The following is a 21861-nucleotide window of genomic DNA, read 5'->3' on the forward strand; positions in this document are numbered from 1 at the left end:
TCCCGTCCGGGGCCGCGGAATTCGTCCTCACCGGCGCCCCGGACGGGTTACGCGCCCGCGGCCTCGTAGCGGGCGGCCAGGTCCGCCGCGCCCGTCTCCGTCAGCGTGCCGTGCAGCCGCATGCGGGCCACCCCGCCGTCCGGGAACGCGTCCAGCCGGACGTGGGTGACCACGGCCCGGTCGCGGAGGGGGAAGCGATGGAGCGTGTCGGGCTGGAGCCTGGTGCGGGGGATGATGTCGAACCACTCGCCCGCCTCGCCGTTGCGGCCGCGGAGGGCGACCCAGCCGGCCGCGTTGCCCTTGAGACAGGCCGTGTCGATCTCGACCGCGCGGATCGCGCCCTGGGCGACCAGGCGGAAGCGCACCCAGTCGTTCGTGTCGCGGACGCGGCGACGGCGGTTCTCCCAGCCGTCGTCCATCCTGCGGGAGGTGCCGGGCAGGATGATCTGCGTCGGTGAGGAGTAGAAGCGGTCCGAGGCGTCCTCGTACGCACCGCCGTTGAGGACCGCGATCAGGTCGACCGTGCCGAGCGCGGCGAGCCATGCGGGGTCGGGGAGCACCTCGCCGTGGACGCGCAGGCGCGCGATGCCACCGTCGGGGTGCTGGCAGAGGCGCAGGTGGGTGCAGCGGCGGCCGCCGGTGATCTCGAAGCCGTTGGCGGCGTGACCGCGCACGGGGGTCGGCGGGACGATCTCCTCCCACTTCACGTCGTCGGCGAGCAGCTGCTCCGGGCTCGGGAAGCCCTCCACCGAGGCCGCCTGGATGCTCACGCGCTGCGGGTGGTTGCCCCGGAAGTGGGCCGTGTCGACGACGATGTGGCGGATGACGCCGGGGGCGCCGAGGCGGATCAGGGCCCAGTCGTGGTCGTCGCGGGCCGGGAAGGGGTGGCCGGCGTCGGCGCCGCGGCGCCGGCGGGTCTCCCAGCCGTCCATGATCTTGCCCTTGTGCCCGAAGCGCTCGGGGTCGAACACGGCTCGTTCGCGGACGAGGAGGTTCTCGCGCTCGGCGAAGAATTCGTCGTTGGCCGCGATCACCCCGGCGCCGAGACGGCGGTCCGCGAGGTCGACGAGGCCGGCGAAGGGGAAGTCGGTGGTGCGGTAGTCGGCGTACGGGTCGCCCCCGCCGTACGGAGCCGCGTCATGGGCGTGGGGGTCGGTCTCCTGGAATACGGTCTCGCTCGCGTCGAAGGTCATGTCCCTACCCTCACGGCGACCGATCCGTCAGGTCCATCGAAAGTTTTCGTACGGTTCGTTCAGCTCAGCTGAACAGTGGAGAGCGGGAGGCGGCCACCTCCGTGAACGCCTCCAGGACCCGGGCCACGGCGGGCCCCGCCTCCGCCCCCTGCCGTACCGCAGCCACCACATGGCGGCGCGGCCGGTCGGCCTCCAGGACCCGCATCACCACGCCTTCGGAACGCTCGCCCGACGCCATCCTCGGGATCAGCGCGATGCCCATACCGGCCTGGACCATGGCCAGGATCGCCGCCCAGCCCGCCGCGCTGTGAGCCTGTTCGGGCACGAAGCCGGCCGCCTCGCAGGCGGCCGTCGTGATCTCCGACCAGGGCCCGGAGCCGCCGAAGATCCAGGGCTCACCGGAGAGGTCCGCCAGGCACAGCCCGGGGGTCCCGGCCAGCCGGTGCCCGGCGGGCAGCGCCACGTCGAGGGGGTCGGCGAGCAGCGGGCGCAGTGTGAACCGGGGGTCGCGGGGGGTCGGCGCGTGCGCGGCGAGCGAGAGAGCGAGGTCGACGTCGCCGGCCGACAGGAGTTCGTACGCCTCCGCGGCCTCCGCCTCCCGCACCCGTACGAACGGCCCCGGCCGGTCACCGGCGCGCAGCAGCCGGACCGCCGGTACGACGAGCGCGGGTACGGCCGTCGAGAACGCCCCGACCCGCACCTCCCCCGCATCACCGCGCAGATAGCCGGTCAACTCGGCGTCGGCGCGCTCCAGTTGCGCGAAGACCGCCTCGGCGTGGCGGAGTACGAGATGCGCGGCGTCGGTGAGCCTGACCCGCCTTCCCTGCGCTTCCAGCAGGGGTACGCCCAGCTGCTTGGCCAGGTTGGAGAGCTGCTGGGACACTGCGGAGGGAGTCATCAGCAGCGCCTCGGCCGTCGCCGTGACGGTCCCGTGCTCGCTCAGCACCCGCAGGATCCGCAGCTTCCTGATGTCCCACTCGGTCATGTCCGCACATTAGCCGCCGATGTGGAGCCGACCCGCCGGCCCCGGAACGCGAAGCAGGGCGCCCCGACGTGCTCACGCACGTCGGGGCGCCCTGATGAAGCGCTGGTGGAGCCACGCGGACCCGAGTCCGCGCAGCCGGAGGGTCAGGCCTGCTTCTTGGACTTGTCCAGGAGCATGACCAGGCCCGCGATGATCACGAACAGGGCGATGGGCGCGACCACGTAGAGCCCGATCGTGTCGATCACGCTCAGGCCGGTACCCGGGTCGTCACCGTCGTCACGGATCAGCGCAAGCGCGGGGGACGACATGAGCAGCATCATCAGCGTCGTACCGGCCGCCACGGCGCCGGCGCGCATTGCGTTCTTCTTGTCCACGGTGCAAACGTAGCGAACGCCTAGGAGCTGCGCGCGCCCGGGGGTGCCGTACGGGGACGCGGGCGTCTCTTTCCGGGGTCGAGGACCTCCATCAGGCCGTGCAGGCGGGCGGAGGCGGCGAGTTCCTCCAGGGTGACCGGCCGGCCCTCCGCGTCCGCGATGGGCAGCCGCCAGTTGGGGTACTGGTCCCAGGTGCCCGGCAGATTCTGCGGCCGGCGGTCGCCGACGGCGTCCGGGAGCCAGACGCCGACCATGCGGGCCGGGGTGCGCAGCAGGAAGCGGTGGACGGCCCGGACAGCCCCCTCCTCGTCGCCTTCGCCCTCCGGCAGCAGGCCGAGCCGGGCGAGCAGTGAGAGCCACCCGGCGGTGTCGGTGGCGTCCTCCGCCTGCTCCTGTTCCAGGGTGCGGGTGAGCAGGCCCAGGCGGTGGCGGAGTGTCACATGGTCGCCGGTCAGCCGGGCGGCGGTGGACGGCAGATCGTGGGTGGTGGCCGTGGCGAGGCAGCCCTCCCGCCAGTGCTCCGGGGGCAGCGGGCGGCCGGTGCCCGCCCAGTCGCGCTCGAACCAGAGCACGGAGGTGCCGAGCACGCCGCGCCGGGCGAGCGCCTCCCGGACGCCCGGTTCGACCGTGCCGAGGTCCTCCCCTATGACGACCGCGCCGGCCCGGTGCGCCTCGAGGACGAGGACGGCGAGCATCGCCTCGGCGTCATGGCTGACGTACGTGCCCTCCGTGGGCGGACTTCCCTCGGGTACCCACCAGAGCCGGAACAGGCCCATGACGTGGTCGATGCGCAGCGCACCCGCGTGGGCGAGGAGGCCGCGCAGCAGCCCGCGGTACGGGGCGTAGCCGGACGCGGCGAGGACGTCGGGGCGCCACGGGGGCAGCCCCCAGTCCTGACCGCGTGCGTTGAAGGCGTCCGGGGGTGCGCCGACCGACATGCCGCGCGCGAAGGCGTCCTGCTGGGCCCAGGCGTCGGCGCCGCCGGGGTGCACGCCGACGGCGAGGTCGTGGACGATGCCGACGGCCATTCCTGCGTCCCGTGCGGCGCTCTGGGCCGCGGCGAGCTGCTGGTCGGTCAGCCAGGCGAGCCGGGAGTGGAAGTCGACCCTGTCCAGCAGTTCGGCGCGGGCGCGGGCGGTCTGCGGGGAGCGGGGGTCGCGCAGCGCGGACGGCCAGGCGTGCCAGTCGGAACCGTGCAGCTCGGCGAGGGCGCACCACAGGGCGTGGTCCTCCAGCGCCTGCCCCTGGGCAGCGAGGAAGTCGCAGTACGCGGCGCGGCGGCCGGGGGTCAGCGTGACCTCCCCCACGAGTTCGAGAGCCTGGCGCTTGAGCTCCCAGACGGCGTCCCGGTCGATCAGGGCGCCCTTGTTGAGGACGGTGTCGCTCAGCGCCTCGGCACTCTGCCGCAGGTCGTCGAGGGCGGCCCGGTCCGGTACGTGTCCGTACTCCGGGATGGATTCGATGTGCAGATGGACGGGGTCGGGGAAGCGCCGCGAGGAGGGGCGGTACGGGGAGGGGTCGGTGGGTGCGCCCAGTACGGCCGCGTGCAACGGGTTGACCTGGACGAACCCCGCACCGAGGGTCCGTCCCGACCAGGCGGCGAGGTCGGCGAGGTCGCCGAGATCGCCCATGCCCCAGGAGCGGCCGGAGAGCAGGGAGTAGAGCTGGACGAGGAAGCCGTGGGTGCGCTGCGGCGGCTGGGGCACCCGGGGCGGGGCGACGATCAGGGTGGTGGTCGCGGATCGGCCGCCCTGGGTGCGCACGGTCAACCGGTGCACCCCGAGCGGGGGTTCGGACCACCAGGAGGGGGCCGGGGCGGGCACGGAGGAGACGGGACCGGTGGTTCCGGTTCCGCCGGAACCGGTGCCGGTGGTGCCGGTCCCGAAAACCGTGCGGGAGGCGGCCGGGGCGGCCCCGGAGTCGGTCCCCGGGCCCGTACCGACCGTCGCCGGGACGGCTGGATCCGACGGTCCGCCCGGCACCCGCATCCGTGGCGGCGGCGAACCGTCCGGCCCCTCGGGCTCGATCTCCAGCGTCGTGCCGGGCCGCAGTGCGATCAGGGCAGCCGGCAGCGGCTCCCCGCTCCACACCACCAGCGTGGGCGGGAGCAGCCGGGCGGCGGCCGCCGACTCGGCGGCGGCGAGCGATTCCTCCACCGCTGCAGGGGTGGAGGCGTCCACGCCGAGCGCGGCGAGCACAGCGACGACCGTGTCGTCGGGGACGGACACCGTGACATCCGCGGACGGTGCATAGGAGGTGGCGACACCGTGCAGTGCGGCGAGCCGGGACAGGCCCATTCAGACTCCTGGGGACTCCGTGCCCCCCGCGGTGCCGGGGGCGGTCGGCTCGCTGGTCAGTGGGGCGATGACGGCGAGCGGCGGCTCGCTGGTCAGGGGTGTGGCGTCGGCGAGCGGCGGCTCGCTCGTCAGGGGTATGGCGTCGGCGAAGGCGGGCTCACCGGCCGACGGCCCGGGGCCCGGCACCTGCGGGGACAGGGCGGAGAGCAGAAGCTGCGCAGCAGCGGGCATGGCGGCCTCCTGGCCGTGGAGAAACTGGACACAGCAGGCCTACCCACTGGGAGCGCCCGCAGACGTCGGCGTTACGACAACGAGTTCAACGTGCTTCGAGTCACATTCCGTTCCCCGCGGGCCAGTTACCCGCAAGTTGTCCGCCGTTTTCGGCCATTCGGCGTCATCTCTGCTGCGACACACCGGCTGCTCCCGGAACCCCGCCCCACCCGCCGCATCGGGCGAATACAGCGCATCAGCCACACGGATTGACACCCTCGCGCCCGGGTGGTGGGGTCGGAGCCCATCGGTGGGAGCGAAGGAGTACGGCATGCAGTTCAGGCGCGGAAAGCACGCGACGGCCGTCGCCGTCGCCGTGCTGGGCGGACTGCTCACCACCGGCACTCCGGCCGCCTTCGCCGTGCCGTCGGCGTCCGGCTCCCCCGCCGTCACCACACCCGACACCCCCGACCGTACGGATGACGGCGCGCTGCCCACCGTGTGGCCGCGGCCGCAGGCCATCGACGCGTCCGGGACGGCCGTACCGCTGTCCACCGAGGTGACCCTCGCCGCCGGCGCGGACGCCGATCCGTACGCCGTCGAGGCCGCCAGGCAGGTGCTGCGCGACGCGGGCGTGCGGACCGTGCACGAGGCGCTGCCCGGCCGCGGGCCGGTGATCCGCCTCGGCGGCGACGGCGCGCAGGACGCCCTGCGTACGCTGCGCGCTGCCGAGCGCGCCGATCTGCCGTCCGGGGGCTACCGGATCGCCGTCGGCACGGTCGGGGGCCGCTCCACCGTCGCCCTGGACGGTGTCGGCGACGACGGCCTCTACCACGCCGTGCAGACACTGCGTCAGCTGATCCGGAACGGCACCGTCGCCGGGGTCAGCGTGCGGGACTGGCCGGGCACCGCCGTCCGCGGAATGACCGAGGGGTTCTACGGGCAGCCGTGGACCCGCGAGGAGCGGCTCGCCCAGATCGACTTCATGGGCCGCACGAAGCAGAACAGGTATCTCTACGCGGCGGGGGACGACCCGTACCGGCAGGCCCGTTGGCGCGATCCGTACCCTGCCGACCGGCGCGCCGACTTCCGGGCGCTGGCCGAACGGGCCCGCGCCCGGCATGTGACGCTCGGCTGGGCGGTCTCGCCCGGCCAGGCCATGTGCATGTCCTCCGTCAGCGATCTGAAGGCGCTGACACGGAAGATCGACGCCATGTGGGCGCTGGGCGTGCGGGTCTTCCAGCTCCAGTTCCAGGACGTCAGTTACAGCGAATGGCACTGCGACGACGACGCCGGCGCCTTCGGCCGCGGCCCGGAGGCGGCGGCCGGGGCGCAGGCACGGGTCGCGAGCGAGGTGGCCCGGCATCTCGCGGAGCGGTATCCCGGCTCGGAGCCGCTGTCCGTGCTGCCGACGGAGTTCTACCAGGACGGGGCCACCGACTACCGGACCGCGCTCGCCAGGGAACTGGACGACCGGGTCCAGATCGCCTGGACCGGGGTCGGGGTCGTACCGAAGACCATCACGGGGCGGGAACTGGCCGGTGCGCGCGCCGCATTCCGCCATCCGCTGGTCACGATGGACAACTATCCGGTGAACGACTACGCCCAGGACCGCATCTTCCTCGGCCCGTACACCGGCCGGGACCCGGCGGTCGCGATCGGCTCGGCGGCCCTGCTCGCCAATGCGATGGAGCAGCCGTCCGCGTCCCGGATCCCGCTCTTCACCGCCGCCGACTTCGCCTGGAACCCGAAGGATTATCGGCCGCAGGAGTCCTGGCGGGCGGCGATCGACGATCTGGCGGGCGACGACGCGGGCACCCGGGAAGCGCTGCGTGCGCTGGCCGGGAACAGTGCGGCCTCCGTGCTGGGCGGCGACGAGTCGGCGTATCTGCAGCCGCTGTTCGCCGCGTTCTGGAAGTCCCGTACGACACCGGACGCCACGGCACAGGACGCCGCGGCGCGCGAACTGCGGGCCGCGTTCACCGTCATGCGGCAGGCCCCGCAACGGCTCAAAGGCCCGGCTGGCGGGCGACTGGACGACGAAGTGCGGCCGTGGACCGAACAGTTGGCCCGGTACGGCCGGGCGGGCGAGCTCGCCGTCGATCTGCTGCAGGCCCAGGCGCGCGGCGACGGTGCGGCCGCGTGGAAGGCGTCGCTGGCCCTGGAGCCGCTGCGGAAGGCCGCCGGGGCGAGCGGTGCGACGGTCGGCAAGGGTGTCCTCGGCCCGTTCCTGGACCGGGTGCGCGAGGAGGCCGACGCCTGGACCGGCGCGGACCGGGACACCGGGACGGTGACCGAGGCTCCGGGCAGCTACACGGTCCGGCTGGACCGGGCCCGCCCGCTGGAGGCGGTGACCGCGATGACGGTGCCCGGCACCGAGGCGGACGCGACGCTGCAGGCGCATGTGCCGGGCGAGGGCTGGCGCAGCCTCGGCCCGGTCTCGGCGACCGGCTGGACCCAGACCTCGGCCAAGGGACTGCGAGCCGATGCGATCCGGGCGATCCGGCCCGCTGCCGCCCTGGCGGCGGCCCCGGGCGCGAGCACGGGCATGCTGCCGCCGATCGTCTCCGGAACCACCGCCGAACCCCTCCAAGTGCGTGCCCTCGTGCCGTGGTTCGGTGACGAACCCGCCGCCCGGCTCGATCTCGTACGCGGTGAGACCGATGCCGAGATCGGCGGCGGCCCGCAGCAGGTCCAGGCACGGCTCGCCGCCCGCCGCCCCGCCGAGGTGCGGGGCGCACTCATCGCGAAGGCGCCCAAGGGCATCAAGGTGTCCGTCCCCAAGCAGACGACGGTGCCGCGCGGGACCCGTACCGACGTCCCCGTGGAGATCACCGTCCCGGCGGACACCCCGGCGGGCGAGTACGAGGTGCCGTTCCACTTCGCCGGCGAGGAGAGCACCCTCACCGTCCGGGCCTACCCGCGCACCGCCGGCCCCGATCTGGCCCGTTCGGCCACCGCTTCCTCGTCCGGCGACGAGACCCCGGACTTCCCGGCCCCGGCCGCCTCGGACGGCGATCCCACCACCCGCTGGTCCTCCCCGGCGGAGGACGGCGCCTGGTGGCAGACGGAGCTGGCGGAACCCGCCAGGATCGGGCAGGTGGTGCTGCGGTGGCAGGACGCGTACGCCTCCCGCTACCGCATCCAGGTCTCCGCTGACGGCCGCAGTTGGCGTACGGCGGCCACCGTCCGGGACGGCAAGGGCGGCCTGGAGTCCGTGCGGATGGACGCGCCGGGCACCCGCTTCGTCAGGATCCAGGGTGACGGCCGGGCCACCGAGTTCGGCTATTCGCTCTGGTCGGTGGAGGCGTACGCCGTCGCCCCGTAGCCGCACGCGGGCGCGCAGCCCTGCGGACCAGGGGCAGTTGACCACCCCACCGGCAATCGCCGCCTCACCGGTCGCCCTCTCGGCAGGTGATCTCCGGTCACCGTCCGTCCAACTATTCACTCAGTACATGTACTGAGTATATAGTCGGCCGCATGAGCATCCGCCATGTCCTTCTGGGACTGCTCGCCGGAGGTCCGAGCCACGGCTACGACCTCAAACGGCGGTACGACGAACGCTTCCCGCAAGCACGGCCACTCGCCTACGGGCAGGTCTACACGACCCTGCAACGTCTGGTGCGTGACGGCCTCGCCGCCGTCGAAGGCACCGATTCCGACAGTGGCCCCGAACGCACCCTGTACCGCTCCACCGACGAAGGGTCACGCGAACTGGCCGGGTGGGCCGAGGAGATCGCCCCGCCCGCCCCCTTCGTCGCGAACGAGATCTTCGCCAAGGTCGTGGTCTCGATCCTCGTCGCGGCCGCCGCCGACGACGACCGCACCACCGGCGCGGCCGCCTATCTGCAGGCCCAGCGTGCCGCCCACATGGAGCGTATGCGCGAACTCACCGCACTCAAGACGACACCGGGCGCCGATCTCAGCACGGTGCTCTCCGCCGATTACGCCCTCGCCCATCTGGACGCCGACGTCCGGTGGATGACCACGACGGCGAGCCGGCTCGCCACCCTGACCGCGGAGGTCGACGCAGCATGAGCACACCTACCGAGCAGCGCACCACGGGAGCAGCGCCTTTGCTGACCGCCACGGGGCTGCGGAAGTCCTATGGCAGGTCGGAGGCGCTGCGCGGCGCTTCGATCGATCTCCACGCGGGCGAGATCGTCGCCGTCACCGGTGCCAGCGGCAGCGGGAAATCCACGCTGCTGCACTGCCTGGCGGGGATCGTCCGCCCCGATGAGGGTTCGGTCTCGTACGGACAGGAGCGGCTCGACCGGCTTTCCGAGGCCCGGCTCGGCGAACTGCGGCGCACCGACTTCGGCGTGGTGTTCCAGTTCGGGCAGCTGATCCCCGAACTCACCGCGCTCGACAACGTGGCGCTGCCCCTGTTGCTCGCGGGGACGGCCCGCGCCGTGGCACAGGCGCGGGCCGGCGAGTGGCTGGAACGCTTCGGGGTGCGCGGCCACGCCGGTCTGCGGCCCGGCGAGCTGAGTGGTGGCCAGAGCCAACGCGTGGCACTGGCCCGTGCGTTGGTGACCGGTCCGAAGGCGGTCTTCGCGGACGAGCCGACCGGGGCTCTCGACTCACTCGCCGGGGAGCAGGTGATGACGGCTCTGGTGCACGCCACCCGCGAGACCGGCACCGCGGTGCTGCTGATCACCCATGACGCGCAGGTCGCCGCGTACGCGGACCGCGAAGTGTGGCTGCGGGACGGGGCCGTCCACACCGGCGCCGCCCCGGTCACCGTCCGGGAGGCGGCCCGCCATGAAGGCTGACGCCCGCATCGCATGGATCCTGACGCGCGGCTCGCACCGCCGCGAGTGGTGGCGGATCTCGCTCACCGCGGTGGGCGCGCTGCTCGCCACGGGCTTCGCCCTCGCGGCGATCACGGTCGCCGCCGTTCCCGGGCAGGTGTCGATCCCCTACGCGCACGGCTTGCTGAACCAGCCGGGCCAGCGCGCCGGTGTGGTGGTCACGCTGCTGCTCCTGCTCGTCCCCGTCCTCGGCTTCCTCGGCCAGTGCGCCCGCATCGGCGCCGTGCACCGCGACCGGCGGATGGCCGGGCTGCGGCTCGCGGGGGCGTCGCCCGCGCAGGTGCGGCGCATCGCGGCGCTGGAGTCCGGGTTCGCGTGCCTGGCGGGATCGGCCGTGGCACTGGCCGTCGTCGCCGCGGTCCTCGCCGACATCGGTCACATGCCGCCGCCGGCGGCATGGGTGGCCTTCGTACTGGCTGTCCTCGCCGTGCCGGTCGTGGGCGCGCTGGTGAGCGCGCTCGCCCTTCGGCGGGTGATCGCCTCGCCGCTCGGCTGGGTGCGCCGTGTCCGGCCGGACGGCGGACACCGGGCGCTGCTCGCGCTTCTGGTCCCGACGGCGCTGATCGCCGTGGCGCTCTTCCTCCTTGCCGACCGCAACAGCCGTCCCGGCGAGGTGACCGTCCCGTTCGTGGTGCTCGCCGTGGTGCTTCTCACCGGAGCGGGTGCGGTGTGGCTGGCCGGAGCGACGGCTTCCTTCATGGGCCGGCGGCTGACGCTCCGTGCGAAGAGCCCCGCAGTGCTGATTGCCGCGGGCCGGCTCAAGGACGACCCCTGGGCCGCCGCGCGCACCCATGCCGCGTTGCTGCTGGTGACCGTCGTCGGGGTGGGATTCGTCGGCGTACGGCAGGTGCTGCTCGACGAGTTGCACCGGCGGAGCGGCTACACGACGGAGGACCTCGGCTTCTACACCACGGGGATCGACCTCGCCGGGACCGCCGTCCTGGTGGCTCTGGTCATCAGCCTCTTCAGCCTCGCGGTGGGCACGGCCGAATCCGTCGCCACCCGCCGCAGGGGGCTCGCCGCCCAGACCGCGGCCGGCGTACCGCGGACGGTTCTGGCCCGGACCCTCCTTCTGGAGACGGCGCTTCCGCTGGCCCCCGCCGTCCTGCTCGCCGGCATCGGAGGCATGGCGCTGCACCTCGCGTACTCCTTGCTGGTGGCTCCCGAGGCCGTCCCGTCGATGCTTCCGCTGCTCGTACCCGTGGTGGTGTACGCCGCCTGCCTGCTGGCCGCGTCGGCCTCGCTGCCGCTGCTGCGGCGGGCGGTGCACCCCGCGGAGCTGCGGTTCACGTAGCGCGCGGCGCTGCGCGAAACCGCATCTCCCCGGATACGCGAAAGCCCGGATCGTCAGGCTGAGATGCCGTCGATCCGGGCCATGGCGTCGTCCGCGCCGAACGGTTGCAGGTAGGGCAGCCAGCGCGGGTCGCGGTGCCCCGTCCCGATGATCCGCCAGGCCAGGCCGGTCGGCGGGGCGGGTTGCTGGTGCAGCCGCCAGCCGAGCTCCGGCAGATGGCGGTCGGCCTTGACGTGGTTGCAGCGGCGGCAGGCCGCCACCACGTTGTCCCAGGCGTGCTGACCGCCGCGGCTGCGCGGAATGACATGGTCGACGCTGGTCGCGGCGGCGCCGCAGTACATGCAGCGGCCGCCGTCCCTGGCGAAGAGCGCGCGACGGGTGAGTGGAACGGGCCCCCGGTAGGGGACCCGTACGAACCGCTTCAGGCGGACGACGCTAGGTGCCGGTACAGCACGGGTGGCACTGTGCATGAAGGCGCCGGACTCCTCGAGGCAGATGGCCTTGTTCTCGAGGACGAGGACGAGCGCGCGGCGGAGCGGTACGACGCCGAGCGGCTCGTACGACGCATTGAGAACCAGGACATGCGGCACGGTTGATGCCTCCTTGTACGCCGGCGGCGCGTGGCTCGCGCCGGGACGATCCGATCTCAGTCTCTCCTCCTGCCTGGTGAAAGCGCCACCACGTGCGAGTAACGGGCCGAAAGGATTTTCTCCGGCCCGCTGCGCACGCACCACCCGAAGAGCCCCGGATCAGGCGCTTCGGGGCCGCCGCCGCACAGGCCCCGGCCCGGTGTGCGATCGGCCACACCCGGCCCGGCGCCCTGGTCCCGGCTCCGGCCCCTCCCTCCTTGTCTATCCCCGGGCGAGAGGCGTCTCTCCCCTCCGTGACGGCAACGGTGCATGTCCGATACCCCGTTAGTGTGGTTGGTCAGCGCTCGCCCATTTGGAGGTTCCGCCGTGTATCTGTCCGCCCTGTTGGCCGCTGCCCCGTCACCCGAGCCCGGCGGCTCGCTGGACGAAGCCGCCAAGCAGGCCGGCAATGCTGCGGGCTGGGTGGAGGAGAACTGGTCCACCTGGCTGAACACCGGTCTGCGCATCCTTCTCATCGCCGCGATCGCGATCGTGTTGCGCATCGCGATCCGCCGTGCTCTCACCAAGCTCATCGAGCGGATGAACCGCAGCGCCCAGGCCGTCGAGGGCACCGCCCTCGGCGGGCTGCTGGTCAATGCGGAACGGCGCCGGCAGCGCTCCGAGGCCATCGGTTCCGTCCTCCGTTCGGTCGCCTCGTTCCTGATCCTCGGTACGGCCGCCCTGATGATCCTGGGCGCGTTCCGGATCGATCTGGCTCCGCTGCTCGCCTCCGCCGGTGTCGCCGGTGTGGCGCTCGGCTTCGGCGCACGCAACCTCGTCACCGACTTCCTCTCCGGTGTCTTCATGATCCTGGAGGACCAGTACGGGGTCGGCGACACCATCGACGCGGGCGTCGCTTCCGGCGAGGTCGTCGAGGTGGGGCTGCGGGTCACCAAGCTGCGCGGGGACAACGGTGAGATCTGGTACGTCCGCAACGGCGAGGTGAAGCGGATCGGCAACCTCAGCCAGGGCTGGTCGACCGCCGGGGTCGATGTGCAGGTGCGCCCTACGGAGGACCTCGACCGGGTACGCACGGTGATCACCGAGGCCGCCTCGATGATGGCCAAGGAGGACCCGTGGAACGAGCGCCTGTGGGGTCCGGTGGAGATCCTCGGCCTGGACTCCGTGCTCCTCGACTCGATGACGGTCCGGGTGACCGCCAAGACGATGCCGGGCAAGTCCCTGGGCGTGGAGCGCGAGCTGCGCTGGAGGATCAAGCGGGCCTTCGACGAGGCGGGCATCCGGATGGTCGGCGGTGTCCCGGCCCAGGCGGACGAGGGCCCGGCCGCGGACCCGACGGCCGGGATGGCCGCCCCGTCGGCCTACTCGTCGGCGACGTCCCCGCAGTCACTGGCCGCGACGCCGATCACCCCGCCGGCGAATCTGAACAAGTAGCACCGCATGTCCGAAGGGCGTCCTGCCCGGTCCTCAGGGGCCGGGCAGGACGCCCTTCGGTGTGAGACGGCCGGGGCCGCAAGCGGCTCGTCCGCCCTCCAGGTAACGCTTTGGTTGCCACCGCAACCCCGGTCATTGACGCCCGCCCACCCGCGCCCTACGGTCCTCCCATCGAACAGGAAACTTTCCTAACAGAGGGCGGTTCGTGCTCATGGCCGGAACAACACCGGGTACCCCCCGCGTCCTGCGGGCCATGAACGACCGGGCCGCTCTGGATCTGCTGCTGGAGCACGGGCCGCTGTCCCGGACGAGGATCGGAAAGCTGACGGGGCTCTCCAAGCCCACCGCCTCCCAGTTGCTGGCCCGGCTGGAGGCGGCCGGTCTGGTCGTCGCCACCGGCACCGTCGCGGGACGGCCGGGACCCAACGCCCAGCTGTACGCGGTGAACGCCCGGGCCGCCCACGTCGCCGGGCTCGATGTGAACGCCCAGCGGATCGTCGCCGCGGTCGCCGATGTGACCGGCGAGACGGTCGGCGAGTTCGAGCTGCGCACCGGCCGGCACGCCCCCGGGCGGCGCGCCGACAGCGTGGTGCGGCAGGTGACCGAGGCACTGGACGGCGCGGTCAAGGCCGCCGGGCTCACCCGCGCCGAGGTGCACCGCGTGGTCATCGGCACGCCCGGCGCCTTCGACCCCGGCACCGGACGGCTGCGGTACGCCTCCCATCTGCCCGGCTGGCACTCCCCCACGCTCCTCGACGAGCTGGCCGCGATCCTGCCGATGCCCGTCGAGTACGAGAACGACGTGAACCTCGTCGCCGTGGCCGAGCAGCGGCTCGGTGCGGCCCGTGGGCACGACGACTTCGTGCTGCTGTGGAACGAGGAGGGCCTCGGCGCCGCCCTCGTCATCAACGGACGCCTGCACCGCGGCTTCACCGGCGGCGCCGGTGAGGTCGGTTTCCTGCCGGTGCCCGGCGCCCCGCTGGTCCGCCAGGTCACCAAGGCGAACGCGGGCGGCTTCCAGGAACTGGCGGGCGCGCAGGTGCTGTCCCGGCTGGCCAGGCAGCTCGGCATCGAGGACGGGCCGAGCCGGGCCGCCGGCACCCACCACGAGGTCGCCGCCGGTCTGATCCGCCGGGCCGCCGCGGCCACGGGGCGGGGCGAGGACGGCCCGTACGCCCGGCTCCTCGATCTGTACGCCACCGGGCTCGCGACCGGCCTGGCCTCACTGGTCGCCGTGCTCGACCCCGAACTCGTCGTACTGTCCGGCGAGTTGATCTCCATCGGCGGTGAACCGCTGCGCGCGCGGGTGCAGGCGGAGCTCGCCGAGCTGGCGGCTTCCAGGCCGCGGCTGATCGTCGGCGAGGTGACCCATCGGCCCGTACTGCGCGGGGCGTTGGAGAGCGCCCTCGCCTCGACCCGCGACGAAGTCTTCGACACCTCACGCTGACCCCTGCCGTCCCTCCCCTCGCACAGCCGACCCTGTCCCGTCCCAACCTTCACTGGGAGACACTGCCATGTCCGGAAACCGTCGGAAGTCGGCCGCCGCGCTCGCCGCGACCGCCGCGATATCCCTCTTCGCCTCTGCCTGTACCGGTCAGAGCAGCAACGGCGCCGGCGACGACGCATCCAAGGAGACGACCCTCACCTTCTGGCACGGCTGGAGTGCTCCGACCGAGGTCAAGGGGATCGAGGCGACCATCGCCGCCTTCGAGAAGGCGCACCCCAACATCCATGTGAAGGTCGTCGGCAACATGACCGACGACAAGATCAACCAGGCGCTGCGGGCGGGCGGTTCCAAGGCTCCCGACGTCGTCTCCTCGTTCACCACGAACAATGTGGGCAAGTTCTGCTCGTCCAAGGCCTTCGTCGATCTGAACTCCTTCCTCAAGAAGGACGGGATCGACCCGGACAAGACCTTCCCGAAGGCGATGAACGAGTACACCCAGTACAACGGGGTGCGGTGCACGGTGCCGCTGCTCGGTGACGCGTACGGGCTGTACTACAACAAGGACGCGTTCAAGGCCGCCGGCATCACCTCCCCGCCGAAGACCTGGTCGGAATTTGCCGCGGACGCCAAGAAGCTGACGAAGACCAAGGGCGACTCGTACGAGCAGCTCGGCTTCATGCCGAACTACCACGGATACGAGTCGACGACCGAGCACTACCTCGGCGGCTGGAACCCGACGTACTTCGACGCCGACGGCAAGTCGAACATCGCCAAGGACCCGGCCTTCGCGTCCATGCTCACCGCGCAGAAGAAGCTGGTCGACGAGCTGGGCGGTTACACGAAGCTGGAGAAGTACCGCACCTCGTTCGGTGACGAGTGGGGCGCCAAGCACCCGTTCCACACCGGCCAGGTGGCCATGCAGCTGGACGGCGAGTGGCGGCTCGGCATGGCCGAGGACGCCAAGCCGGACTTCGAGATCGGCGTCGCCCCGATGCCCGTCGCCGACGACGAGGCCGACACGTACGGCAAGGGCTATCTCACCGGCACCATCGCCGGTATCGCGTCCACCTCCGCCAAGCAGAACGCGGCGTGGGAGCTGGTGAAGTTCATGACGACCGACACCGACGCGGTGGTCGACTTCGCCAATGCCATTCACAACGTGCCGTCCACACTGGCGGCGCTGAAGTCGCCGAAGCTGAAGTACGACCCGCGGTTCAAGACCTTCCTGGACATCGCCGCGAACCCGAAGAGCACCACCACCCCGCCGTCCGTGAACGGCGGCGCCTACCTGGTGTCCCTGCAGAACCTCGGATTCGACGTCGAGAAGGGCAAGCAGACGGACATCAAGGCGGGTCTGGAGAAGACCGCCCGGGAAATCGACGCGGCGATCGCCCAGGCGAAGTAGCACGGCGATGAGCACGTACACACTCCGGTCGAAGCGGCGCCGGTCGGCCCTGCGGACGGCTGCCTTCATGTCGCCGTGGCTGATCGGGTTCGGCGTCTTCTTCGCCTATCCGCTGATCTCCACGCTCTATTTCTCCTTCACCCACTACGACGGTTTCGCGGCTCCGGAGTTCAACGGGCTGAAGAACTGGTCGTACGTCTTCCACGACTATCCGCTGTTCTGGCCCGCCCTGCGGAACACGCTGTGGCTGGTCGTGGTGATGGTGAGCTGCCGGGTCGTCTTCGGTCTCGGCGTCGGCCTGCTGATCACCAGGATCAAGACGGGTGCCGGAGTCTTCCGCACCCTGTTCTACCTGCCCTATCTCGCCCCACCGGTCGCGGCCACCCTCGGCTTCGTCTTTCTGCTCAACCCGGGTACGGGGCCGGTCAATTCGATCCTCGGCGATCTGGGGCTGCCCACACCGGGCTGGTTCACCGACGCCACCTGGTCCAAGCCGGCTCTGACCGCGCTCGCCGTGTGGGGGGTGGGCGACCTCATGGTGATCTTCATGGCCGCGCTGCTCGACGTACCGAAGGAGCAGTACGAGGCGGCGGAGCTCGACGGGGCGAGCGCATTCCAGCGGTTCCGCTTCGTCACGCTGCCGAACATCTCGCCGATCATCATGTTCGCCGTGGTCACCGGGATCATCCAGACGATGCAGTACTACACCCAGCCCCTCGTGGCGGGGAAGGTCGCCTCGGGCGTGATGGGCGGCTCCGGGCAGCAGTTCGAACCGGGCTATCCCGACAAGTCGACACTGACACTTCCGCAGCTCGTCTACAACCTCGGCTTCCAGCGATTCGACTACGGCTCCGCCTGTGTGGTCGCGCTTGTTCTCTTCGTCCTCGCGATGGCGTTCACCGCACTGCTGATGCGGCGCCGCAGCGGGCTGATCCAGGCAGGTGAGTGACGTGGCGCAGGCTCTCGACACCCTCAAGGCCGCCGACCCGTCGGCCGGACGGCCGGTCACCCCGGCCGAGCGGACCGCCCGCCGCAAGGCGTTGCTGGACTGGATCGCCGTGCACACGCTCGGCATCGCGGCCGCGCTCTTCTTCGTCCTGCCGTTCGTCTTCCTGTTCCTCACCTCGCTGATGAGCGACCAGCAGGCGCTGACCCGGGATCTGTGGCCGCACCCCTTCGAGTGGAGCAACTACCGCAGAGTGTTCGACACCCCGGGCTTCCTGACCTGGTGGAGGAACACCCTGCTGTACGCGGGGCTCGGCACCGTCCTCACCGTCGTGTCGTCGCTGCCCGTGGCGTACGCGCTCGCCAAGTTCCGCTTCCGCGGCCGACGGCTGTCGCTGCTGCTCGTCATCTCGATGATGATGCTGCCGCCGCAGGTCGTCGTCATCCCGATGTATCTGTTCTGGGCGAAGCAGCTGGACCTGTCCGGCACGCTCTGGCCGCTGATCATCCCGATGGCCTTCGGTGACGCGTTCTCCATCTTCCTGCTGCGGCAGTTCCTGCTGACCATCCCGGACGAGTACCTCGACGCGGCGAAGGTCGACGGCTGCGGCGAGTTGCGCACCCTGCTGAAGGTCGTGCTGCCGATGGCCCGGCCGGGCATCGCCGCCGTCGCGCTGTTCCAGTTCTTCTACGCCTGGAACGACTACTTCGGGCCGCAGATCTACGCCTCCGAGAACCCGGCCGCCTGGACGCTCAGTTACGGCCTGGAGTCGTTCAAGGGGGCACACCACACCGACTGGAACCTGACCATGGCCGCGACCGCACTGGTCATGGCCCCCGTGATCCTCGTCTTCTTCTTCGCCCAGAAGGCGTTTGTCGAGGGCGTCACACTGACCGGAGTGAAGGGCTGACATGAAGCTCGCAGTAGTGGGTGGCGGGTCCACCTACACACCTGAACTGATCGACGGGTTCGCCCGGCTGCGGGACACGCTGCCCGTCGAGGAGCTCGTGCTCGTCGACCCGGCGGCCGACCGCCTCGACCTCGTCGGCGGCCTCGCCCGCCGGATCTTCGCCAAGCAGGGCCACCCCGGCCGGATCGTCACCACCTCCGACATCGACGCGGGCGTCGCCGACGCCGACGCCGTCCTGCTCCAGCTGCGCGTCGGCGGCCAGGCCGCCCGCAACCAGGACGAGACCTGGCCGCTGGAATGCGGCTGCATCGGGCAGGAGACCACCGGAGCCGGCGGCCTCGCCAAAGCACTGCGCACCGTCCCGGTCGTCCTCGACATCGCCGAACGGGTCCGCCGCACCAACCCCGACGCCTGGATCATCGACTTCACCAACCCGGTCGGCATCGTGACCCGGGCACTGCTCCAGGCCGGGCACAAGGCCGTCGGTCTGTGCAACGTGGCGATCGGCTTCCAGCGCAAGTTCGCCGCGCTGCTCGACGTCACCCCCGGCGAGGTGCACCTCGACCACGTCGGGCTCAACCACCTGACGTGGGAGCTCGGGGTCAGGCTCGGCGGCCCCGGCGGCGAGAACGTGCTGCCGAAACTGCTGGCCGAACACGGCGACACGATCGCCGACGACCTGCACATGCCCCGGGCGATCGTCGACCGGCTCGGCGTCGTCCCCTCCTACTACCTGCGGTACTTCTACGCGCACGACGCGGTCGTCCGCGAGCTCGGCACCAAGCCGTCCCGGGCGGCCGAGGTCGCCGCGATGGAGAAGGAACTCCTCGCCCTGTACGGCGACCCCGCACTCGACGAGAAGCCCGCGCTGCTCGCCAAGCGCGGCGGCGCGTTCTACTCCGAGGCGGCCGTGGACCTGGCTTCCTCACTGCTGGGCTCCGGCGGCTCCCCCGTCCAGGTCGTCAACACCTCCAACAAGGGCACCCTGCCGTTCCTGCCCGACGACGCGGTGATCGAGGTACAGGCCCGCGTCGACGACACCGGCGCCACACCACTCGCCGTACCCGAGCTGGACCCCCTGTACGCGGGCCTGATCTCCCACGTGACGGCGTACGAGGACCTCGCCCTGGAAGCCGCCCTGCGCGGCGGCCGGGACCGGGTGTTCAAGGCACTCCTCGCCCACCCCCTGATCGGCCAGTTCGAGTACGCCGAGGCACTCACCGACAAGCTGATCGCACACAACCGGGAGCACCTCGCGTGGGCGTGAACGCCGCCGTCCTCGCCATCGACGCGGGGAACAGCAAAACCGACGTCGCACTGATCGGACCGGACGGAGCGGTGCTGAGCACGGCCCGCGGGGGCGGCTTCCAGCCGGCGGCCGTCTCCATCGGGGCGGCGGTGGACGTCCTCGGCGCGGCGCTCGACGAAGCACTGGCGAAGGCGCGGGGGCTCGGCACCGAGGTGGACTCCGTCGCCCATGTGTCGGCCTGTCTCGCCAACGCCGATCTGCCGGTCGAAGAACGGGAGTTGACCGAGGCGCTGCGGGCACGCGGCTGGGGCGGCACCGTCGAGGTCCGCAACGACACCTTCGCGATCCTGCGGGCGGGCGTGGACGAACCCAGGGGCGTGGCCGTCGTCTGCGGCGCGGGGATCAACTGTGTCGGCATGGTGCCGGACGGGCGGACCGCGCGCTTCCCCGCCATCGGCCGGATCTCCGGTGACTGGGGCGGCGGTTCGGGGCTCGCCGAGGAGGCCCTGTGGTTCGCCTCGCGTGCCGAGGACGGGCGCGGTGAGCCGACGGAACTGGCCCGCACACTCCCCGCCCACTTCGGGCTCGACTCGATGTACGCGCTGATCGAGGCGCTGCACCGGGGGCAGATCGACTCCGAGCGCCGGCACGAGCTGACGCCCGTGCTGTTCGCGACCGGTGCGGCCGGGGATCCGGTGGCGCAGGCTCTGGTGCACCGCCTCGCGGAAGAGGTCGTCGTGCTGGCGTCGGTCGCACTGGGCCGGCTCGGGTTGCTGGACGAGGAGGCGCCGGTGGTGCTGGGCGGCAGCGTACTGGCGGCCCGTCATCCGCAGCTGGACGACGCCGTCGCCGCGCTCCTGGCGGATCGCGCCCCGAAGGCGGAGATCCGGATGGTGACGCAGCCGCCGGTGCTGGGCGCCGGGCTGCTGGGCCTGGACTGCACCGGGGCGGCGCCCGAGGTGCACGACAGGCTGCGCGCACAGTACAGCTGACACGTGCCGACAACGCGGGGGCGTCCCACCGGTGTTGCGGGACGCCCCTTGCGTACGGGAACCGATCACTTCTCCCGGACGTGTTCATGGATGGGGAGATCGGTCCGGTTCGGGGACCGGGCCGCCGATCGCCTTGATCGACGGCTCCGGCCTTGATCGAATACATGGGGGCAGTCGCATGCCCGGTGCGTCCGTGGACCGGTGCAGGATCCAGGCGTTCCTGGTGTGGATGTCCGTCCCTGCGGCCATACTTCTGGCCGGGTACCAGTCCTCCGATCGGCCGGGGGCCGGGCCACCGTCAGCGACCGAGGGGGAGGTCACGTGACATACCCGCCGAATGTGCGCACGGCGCCGGAGCACGCACCGGCCCAGCCGCCTGCGCCCGTCTCCCTACCCGCGCCGCGTCGCAGTGCCTGGTCCGAATCGACGGCGCGGCTGCGGGCCGCGGCGACGACCGAACCCGGCAGGCTCCAGATCATCGGGGCCGCGCTGGCGGCGCTCGTCCTCGCGTTCGGGGCCGTGACGGCGTTCGAGATCTCCGACCGGGCGGCGGCCGCCGACGAGGTGGTGAGCCGCAGCCAGCCGCTGAGCGCCGAGGCGGCGAACATCTACCGCTCCCTGGCCGATGCCGACACGGCGGCGGCCAGCGGATTCCTCGCGGGGGCGCAGGAGCCCCGCGAGGTCCACGAGCGGTACGAGAAGGACATCCAGGACGCGTCCCGGCTGCTGGTGAAGGCGGCGTCCACCACGGACGCTTCGTCGCCGTCGGGCCAGGAGATCACCAAGCTCAATCAGGAACTCCCCCGGTACACCGGCCTGATCGAGCGGGCCCGCGCCAACAACCGTCAGGGGCTGCCGCTGGGCGGCGCCTATCTCCGTTACGCGAACCAGAAGATGTCCGCCGAGCTGCTGCCGGCCGCCGAGCGGTTGTACACGGCGGAGACCGGCCGGCTCGACCAGGACGGCGACTCCGCGAGAGCGTGGCCGTTCCTCTCGCTGGGGCTCGGTGCCGTGACGCTGGGCGCGCTGTTCTGGGCGCAGCGGCGCAACTACCGAAGGACGAACCGGGTCTTCAACCACGGGCTGCTCGCCGCGACCGCGGCGTCCACCGTGCTGCTGTTGTGGCTGGCGGTGGGGCACACGGTGGCGCGCGCCGAGCTGCGGGACGCCGACGTGCACGGCCAGCAGTCCCTCGATGTGCTCAACCAGGCGCGGATCAACTCGCTGAAGGCACGTGCCAATGAGCTCCTGACCGTGGTCGCCCGCGGTGCGGTGCTCACCGCGGACGGCAAGAACGACAAGTACGAGACCGACTACAGCACGGGCATGAAGGCGCTCGGCGGCGAGCTGGCAGCGGCCAGGAAGCTCGCCGACGACGCCCAGGGAAGCGGACCGGTGGCACAGGCCGTCAGCGGTGTCTCCGAGTGGCAGACCCGTCACCGCACCGCCCGCAGCACCGACGACAACGGCGACTACGAGGGCGCTCTGAAGCAGATCATCGGGGCGAAGGACTCCACGGGGGAATCCTTCGGCCGGGTGGACGGGGCGCTGGAGAAGGCGCTCGCTCACGAGCAGGGCGAGTTCACCCGGGCCGCGAGGGACGGACGCGGGGCGCTGGGCGGGCTACCGGTCGGGGCGGCCGCTCTTGCCGTGCTGGCGGCGGTCGCAGCGATCGTCGGGATCAACCGCAGACTGTCGGAGTACCGGTGAGAGGGGGAACG

Annotated in this window: 18 protein-coding genes; 12 read left to right on the plus strand and 6 right to left on the minus strand. The window is 71.8% G+C overall.

What is annotated here, in order from left to right:
* Positions 1-47 precede the first annotated feature (47 nt).
* The 5 genes from alc to LRD69_RS10105 form a co-directional block, all read right to left on the minus strand.
* The gene (gene alc / locus LRD69_RS10085) at positions 48-1193 is read right to left on the minus strand and encodes an allantoicase (RefSeq protein ID WP_277326223.1); all 1146 of its coding nucleotides are present in this window, start codon (positions 1191-1193) and stop codon (positions 48-50) included.
* A gap of 64 nt (positions 1194-1257) precedes the next feature.
* Entirely contained in the window at positions 1258-2178 is a 921-nt protein-coding gene (locus tag LRD69_RS10090; protein WP_277326224.1) for a LysR family transcriptional regulator, read from the minus strand.
* A gap of 143 nt (positions 2179-2321) precedes the next feature.
* Positions 2322-2534, minus strand: a complete 213-nt coding sequence (locus LRD69_RS10095) for a hypothetical protein (RefSeq protein ID WP_346771932.1) — start codon at positions 2532-2534, stop codon at positions 2322-2324.
* Positions 2535-2572: 38 nt separating this feature from the next.
* On the minus strand, positions 2573-4849 hold the full coding sequence (gene malQ / locus LRD69_RS10100) for a 4-alpha-glucanotransferase (RefSeq protein ID WP_277326226.1): 2277 nt from the start codon (positions 4847-4849) through the stop codon (positions 2573-2575).
* A complete protein-coding gene (locus LRD69_RS10105) occupies positions 4850-5080 on the minus strand; it encodes a hypothetical protein (protein ID WP_277326227.1) in 231 nt (76 codons plus the stop codon).
* 310 nt (positions 5081-5390) lie between these two features.
* On the opposite strand from LRD69_RS10105, the gene LRD69_RS10110 reads away from it, so the two are divergent.
* From LRD69_RS10110 to LRD69_RS10125, 4 genes are all read left to right on the plus strand, one after another.
* The gene (locus LRD69_RS10110; protein WP_277326228.1) at positions 5391-8387 is read left to right on the plus strand and encodes a beta-N-acetylglucosaminidase domain-containing protein; all 2997 of its coding nucleotides are present in this window, start codon (positions 5391-5393) and stop codon (positions 8385-8387) included.
* 152 nt (positions 8388-8539) lie between these two features.
* Complete coding sequence (locus LRD69_RS10115; protein ID WP_277326229.1) at positions 8540-9097, plus strand: PadR family transcriptional regulator; 558 nt, start codon at positions 8540-8542, stop codon at positions 9095-9097.
* Positions 9094-9834, plus strand: coding sequence for an ABC transporter ATP-binding protein (locus LRD69_RS10120; protein WP_277326230.1), 741 nt, complete (start codon positions 9094-9096; stop codon positions 9832-9834). The genes LRD69_RS10115 and LRD69_RS10120 overlap by 4 nt, the downstream gene beginning before the upstream one ends.
* Complete coding sequence (locus LRD69_RS10125; protein WP_277326231.1) at positions 9824-11167, plus strand: FtsX-like permease family protein; 1344 nt, start codon at positions 9824-9826, stop codon at positions 11165-11167. Before LRD69_RS10120 ends, LRD69_RS10125 begins: the two co-directional genes overlap by 11 nt.
* 53 nt (positions 11168-11220) lie before the next feature.
* Here LRD69_RS10125 and LRD69_RS10130 read toward each other — a convergent pair whose 3' ends face one another.
* The gene (locus LRD69_RS10130) at positions 11221-11757 is read right to left on the minus strand and encodes an HNH endonuclease (protein ID WP_018552807.1); all 537 of its coding nucleotides are present in this window, start codon (positions 11755-11757) and stop codon (positions 11221-11223) included.
* A 366-nt stretch (positions 11758-12123) separates the two neighbouring features.
* Between LRD69_RS10130 and LRD69_RS10135 the strand changes: the two genes are divergently transcribed.
* The 8 genes from LRD69_RS10135 (at position 12124) to LRD69_RS10170 (ending at position 21850) form a co-directional block, all read left to right on the plus strand.
* A complete protein-coding gene (locus tag LRD69_RS10135; RefSeq protein ID WP_277326232.1) occupies positions 12124-13191 on the plus strand; it encodes a mechanosensitive ion channel family protein in 1068 nt (355 codons plus the stop codon).
* 211 nt (positions 13192-13402) lie between these two features.
* Positions 13403-14638, plus strand: a complete 1236-nt coding sequence (locus LRD69_RS10140) for an ROK family transcriptional regulator (RefSeq protein ID WP_277326233.1) — start codon at positions 13403-13405, stop codon at positions 14636-14638.
* 67 nt (positions 14639-14705) lie between these two features.
* Entirely contained in the window at positions 14706-16043 is a 1338-nt protein-coding gene (locus tag LRD69_RS10145) for an ABC transporter substrate-binding protein (protein ID WP_277326234.1), read from the plus strand.
* A gap of 7 nt (positions 16044-16050) precedes the next feature.
* Positions 16051-16992: a sugar ABC transporter permease gene (locus LRD69_RS10150; RefSeq protein WP_277326235.1), complete on the plus strand. Its 942-nt coding sequence runs from the start codon at positions 16051-16053 to the stop codon at positions 16990-16992.
* A gap of 1 nt (position 16993) precedes the next feature.
* Positions 16994-17899: a carbohydrate ABC transporter permease gene (locus LRD69_RS10155; protein ID WP_277326236.1), complete on the plus strand. Its 906-nt coding sequence runs from the start codon at positions 16994-16996 to the stop codon at positions 17897-17899.
* A 1-nt stretch (position 17900) separates the two neighbouring features.
* The gene (locus LRD69_RS10160; RefSeq protein ID WP_277326237.1) at positions 17901-19166 is read left to right on the plus strand and encodes a 6-phospho-beta-glucosidase; all 1266 of its coding nucleotides are present in this window, start codon (positions 17901-17903) and stop codon (positions 19164-19166) included.
* Positions 19157-20140, plus strand: coding sequence for a BadF/BadG/BcrA/BcrD ATPase family protein (locus tag LRD69_RS10165; RefSeq protein ID WP_277326238.1), 984 nt, complete (start codon positions 19157-19159; stop codon positions 20138-20140). The genes LRD69_RS10160 and LRD69_RS10165 overlap by 10 nt, the downstream gene beginning before the upstream one ends.
* Before the next feature lie 321 nt (positions 20141-20461).
* A complete protein-coding gene (locus LRD69_RS10170) occupies positions 20462-21850 on the plus strand; it encodes a hypothetical protein (protein WP_277326239.1) in 1389 nt (462 codons plus the stop codon).
* The last annotated feature ends 11 nt before the right edge of the window (positions 21851-21861 follow it).

Origin of the sequence: Streptomyces sp. JH14 (genome assembly GCF_029428675.1) — a bacterium.
GTDB lineage: Bacteria > Actinomycetota > Actinomycetes > Streptomycetales > Streptomycetaceae > Streptomyces.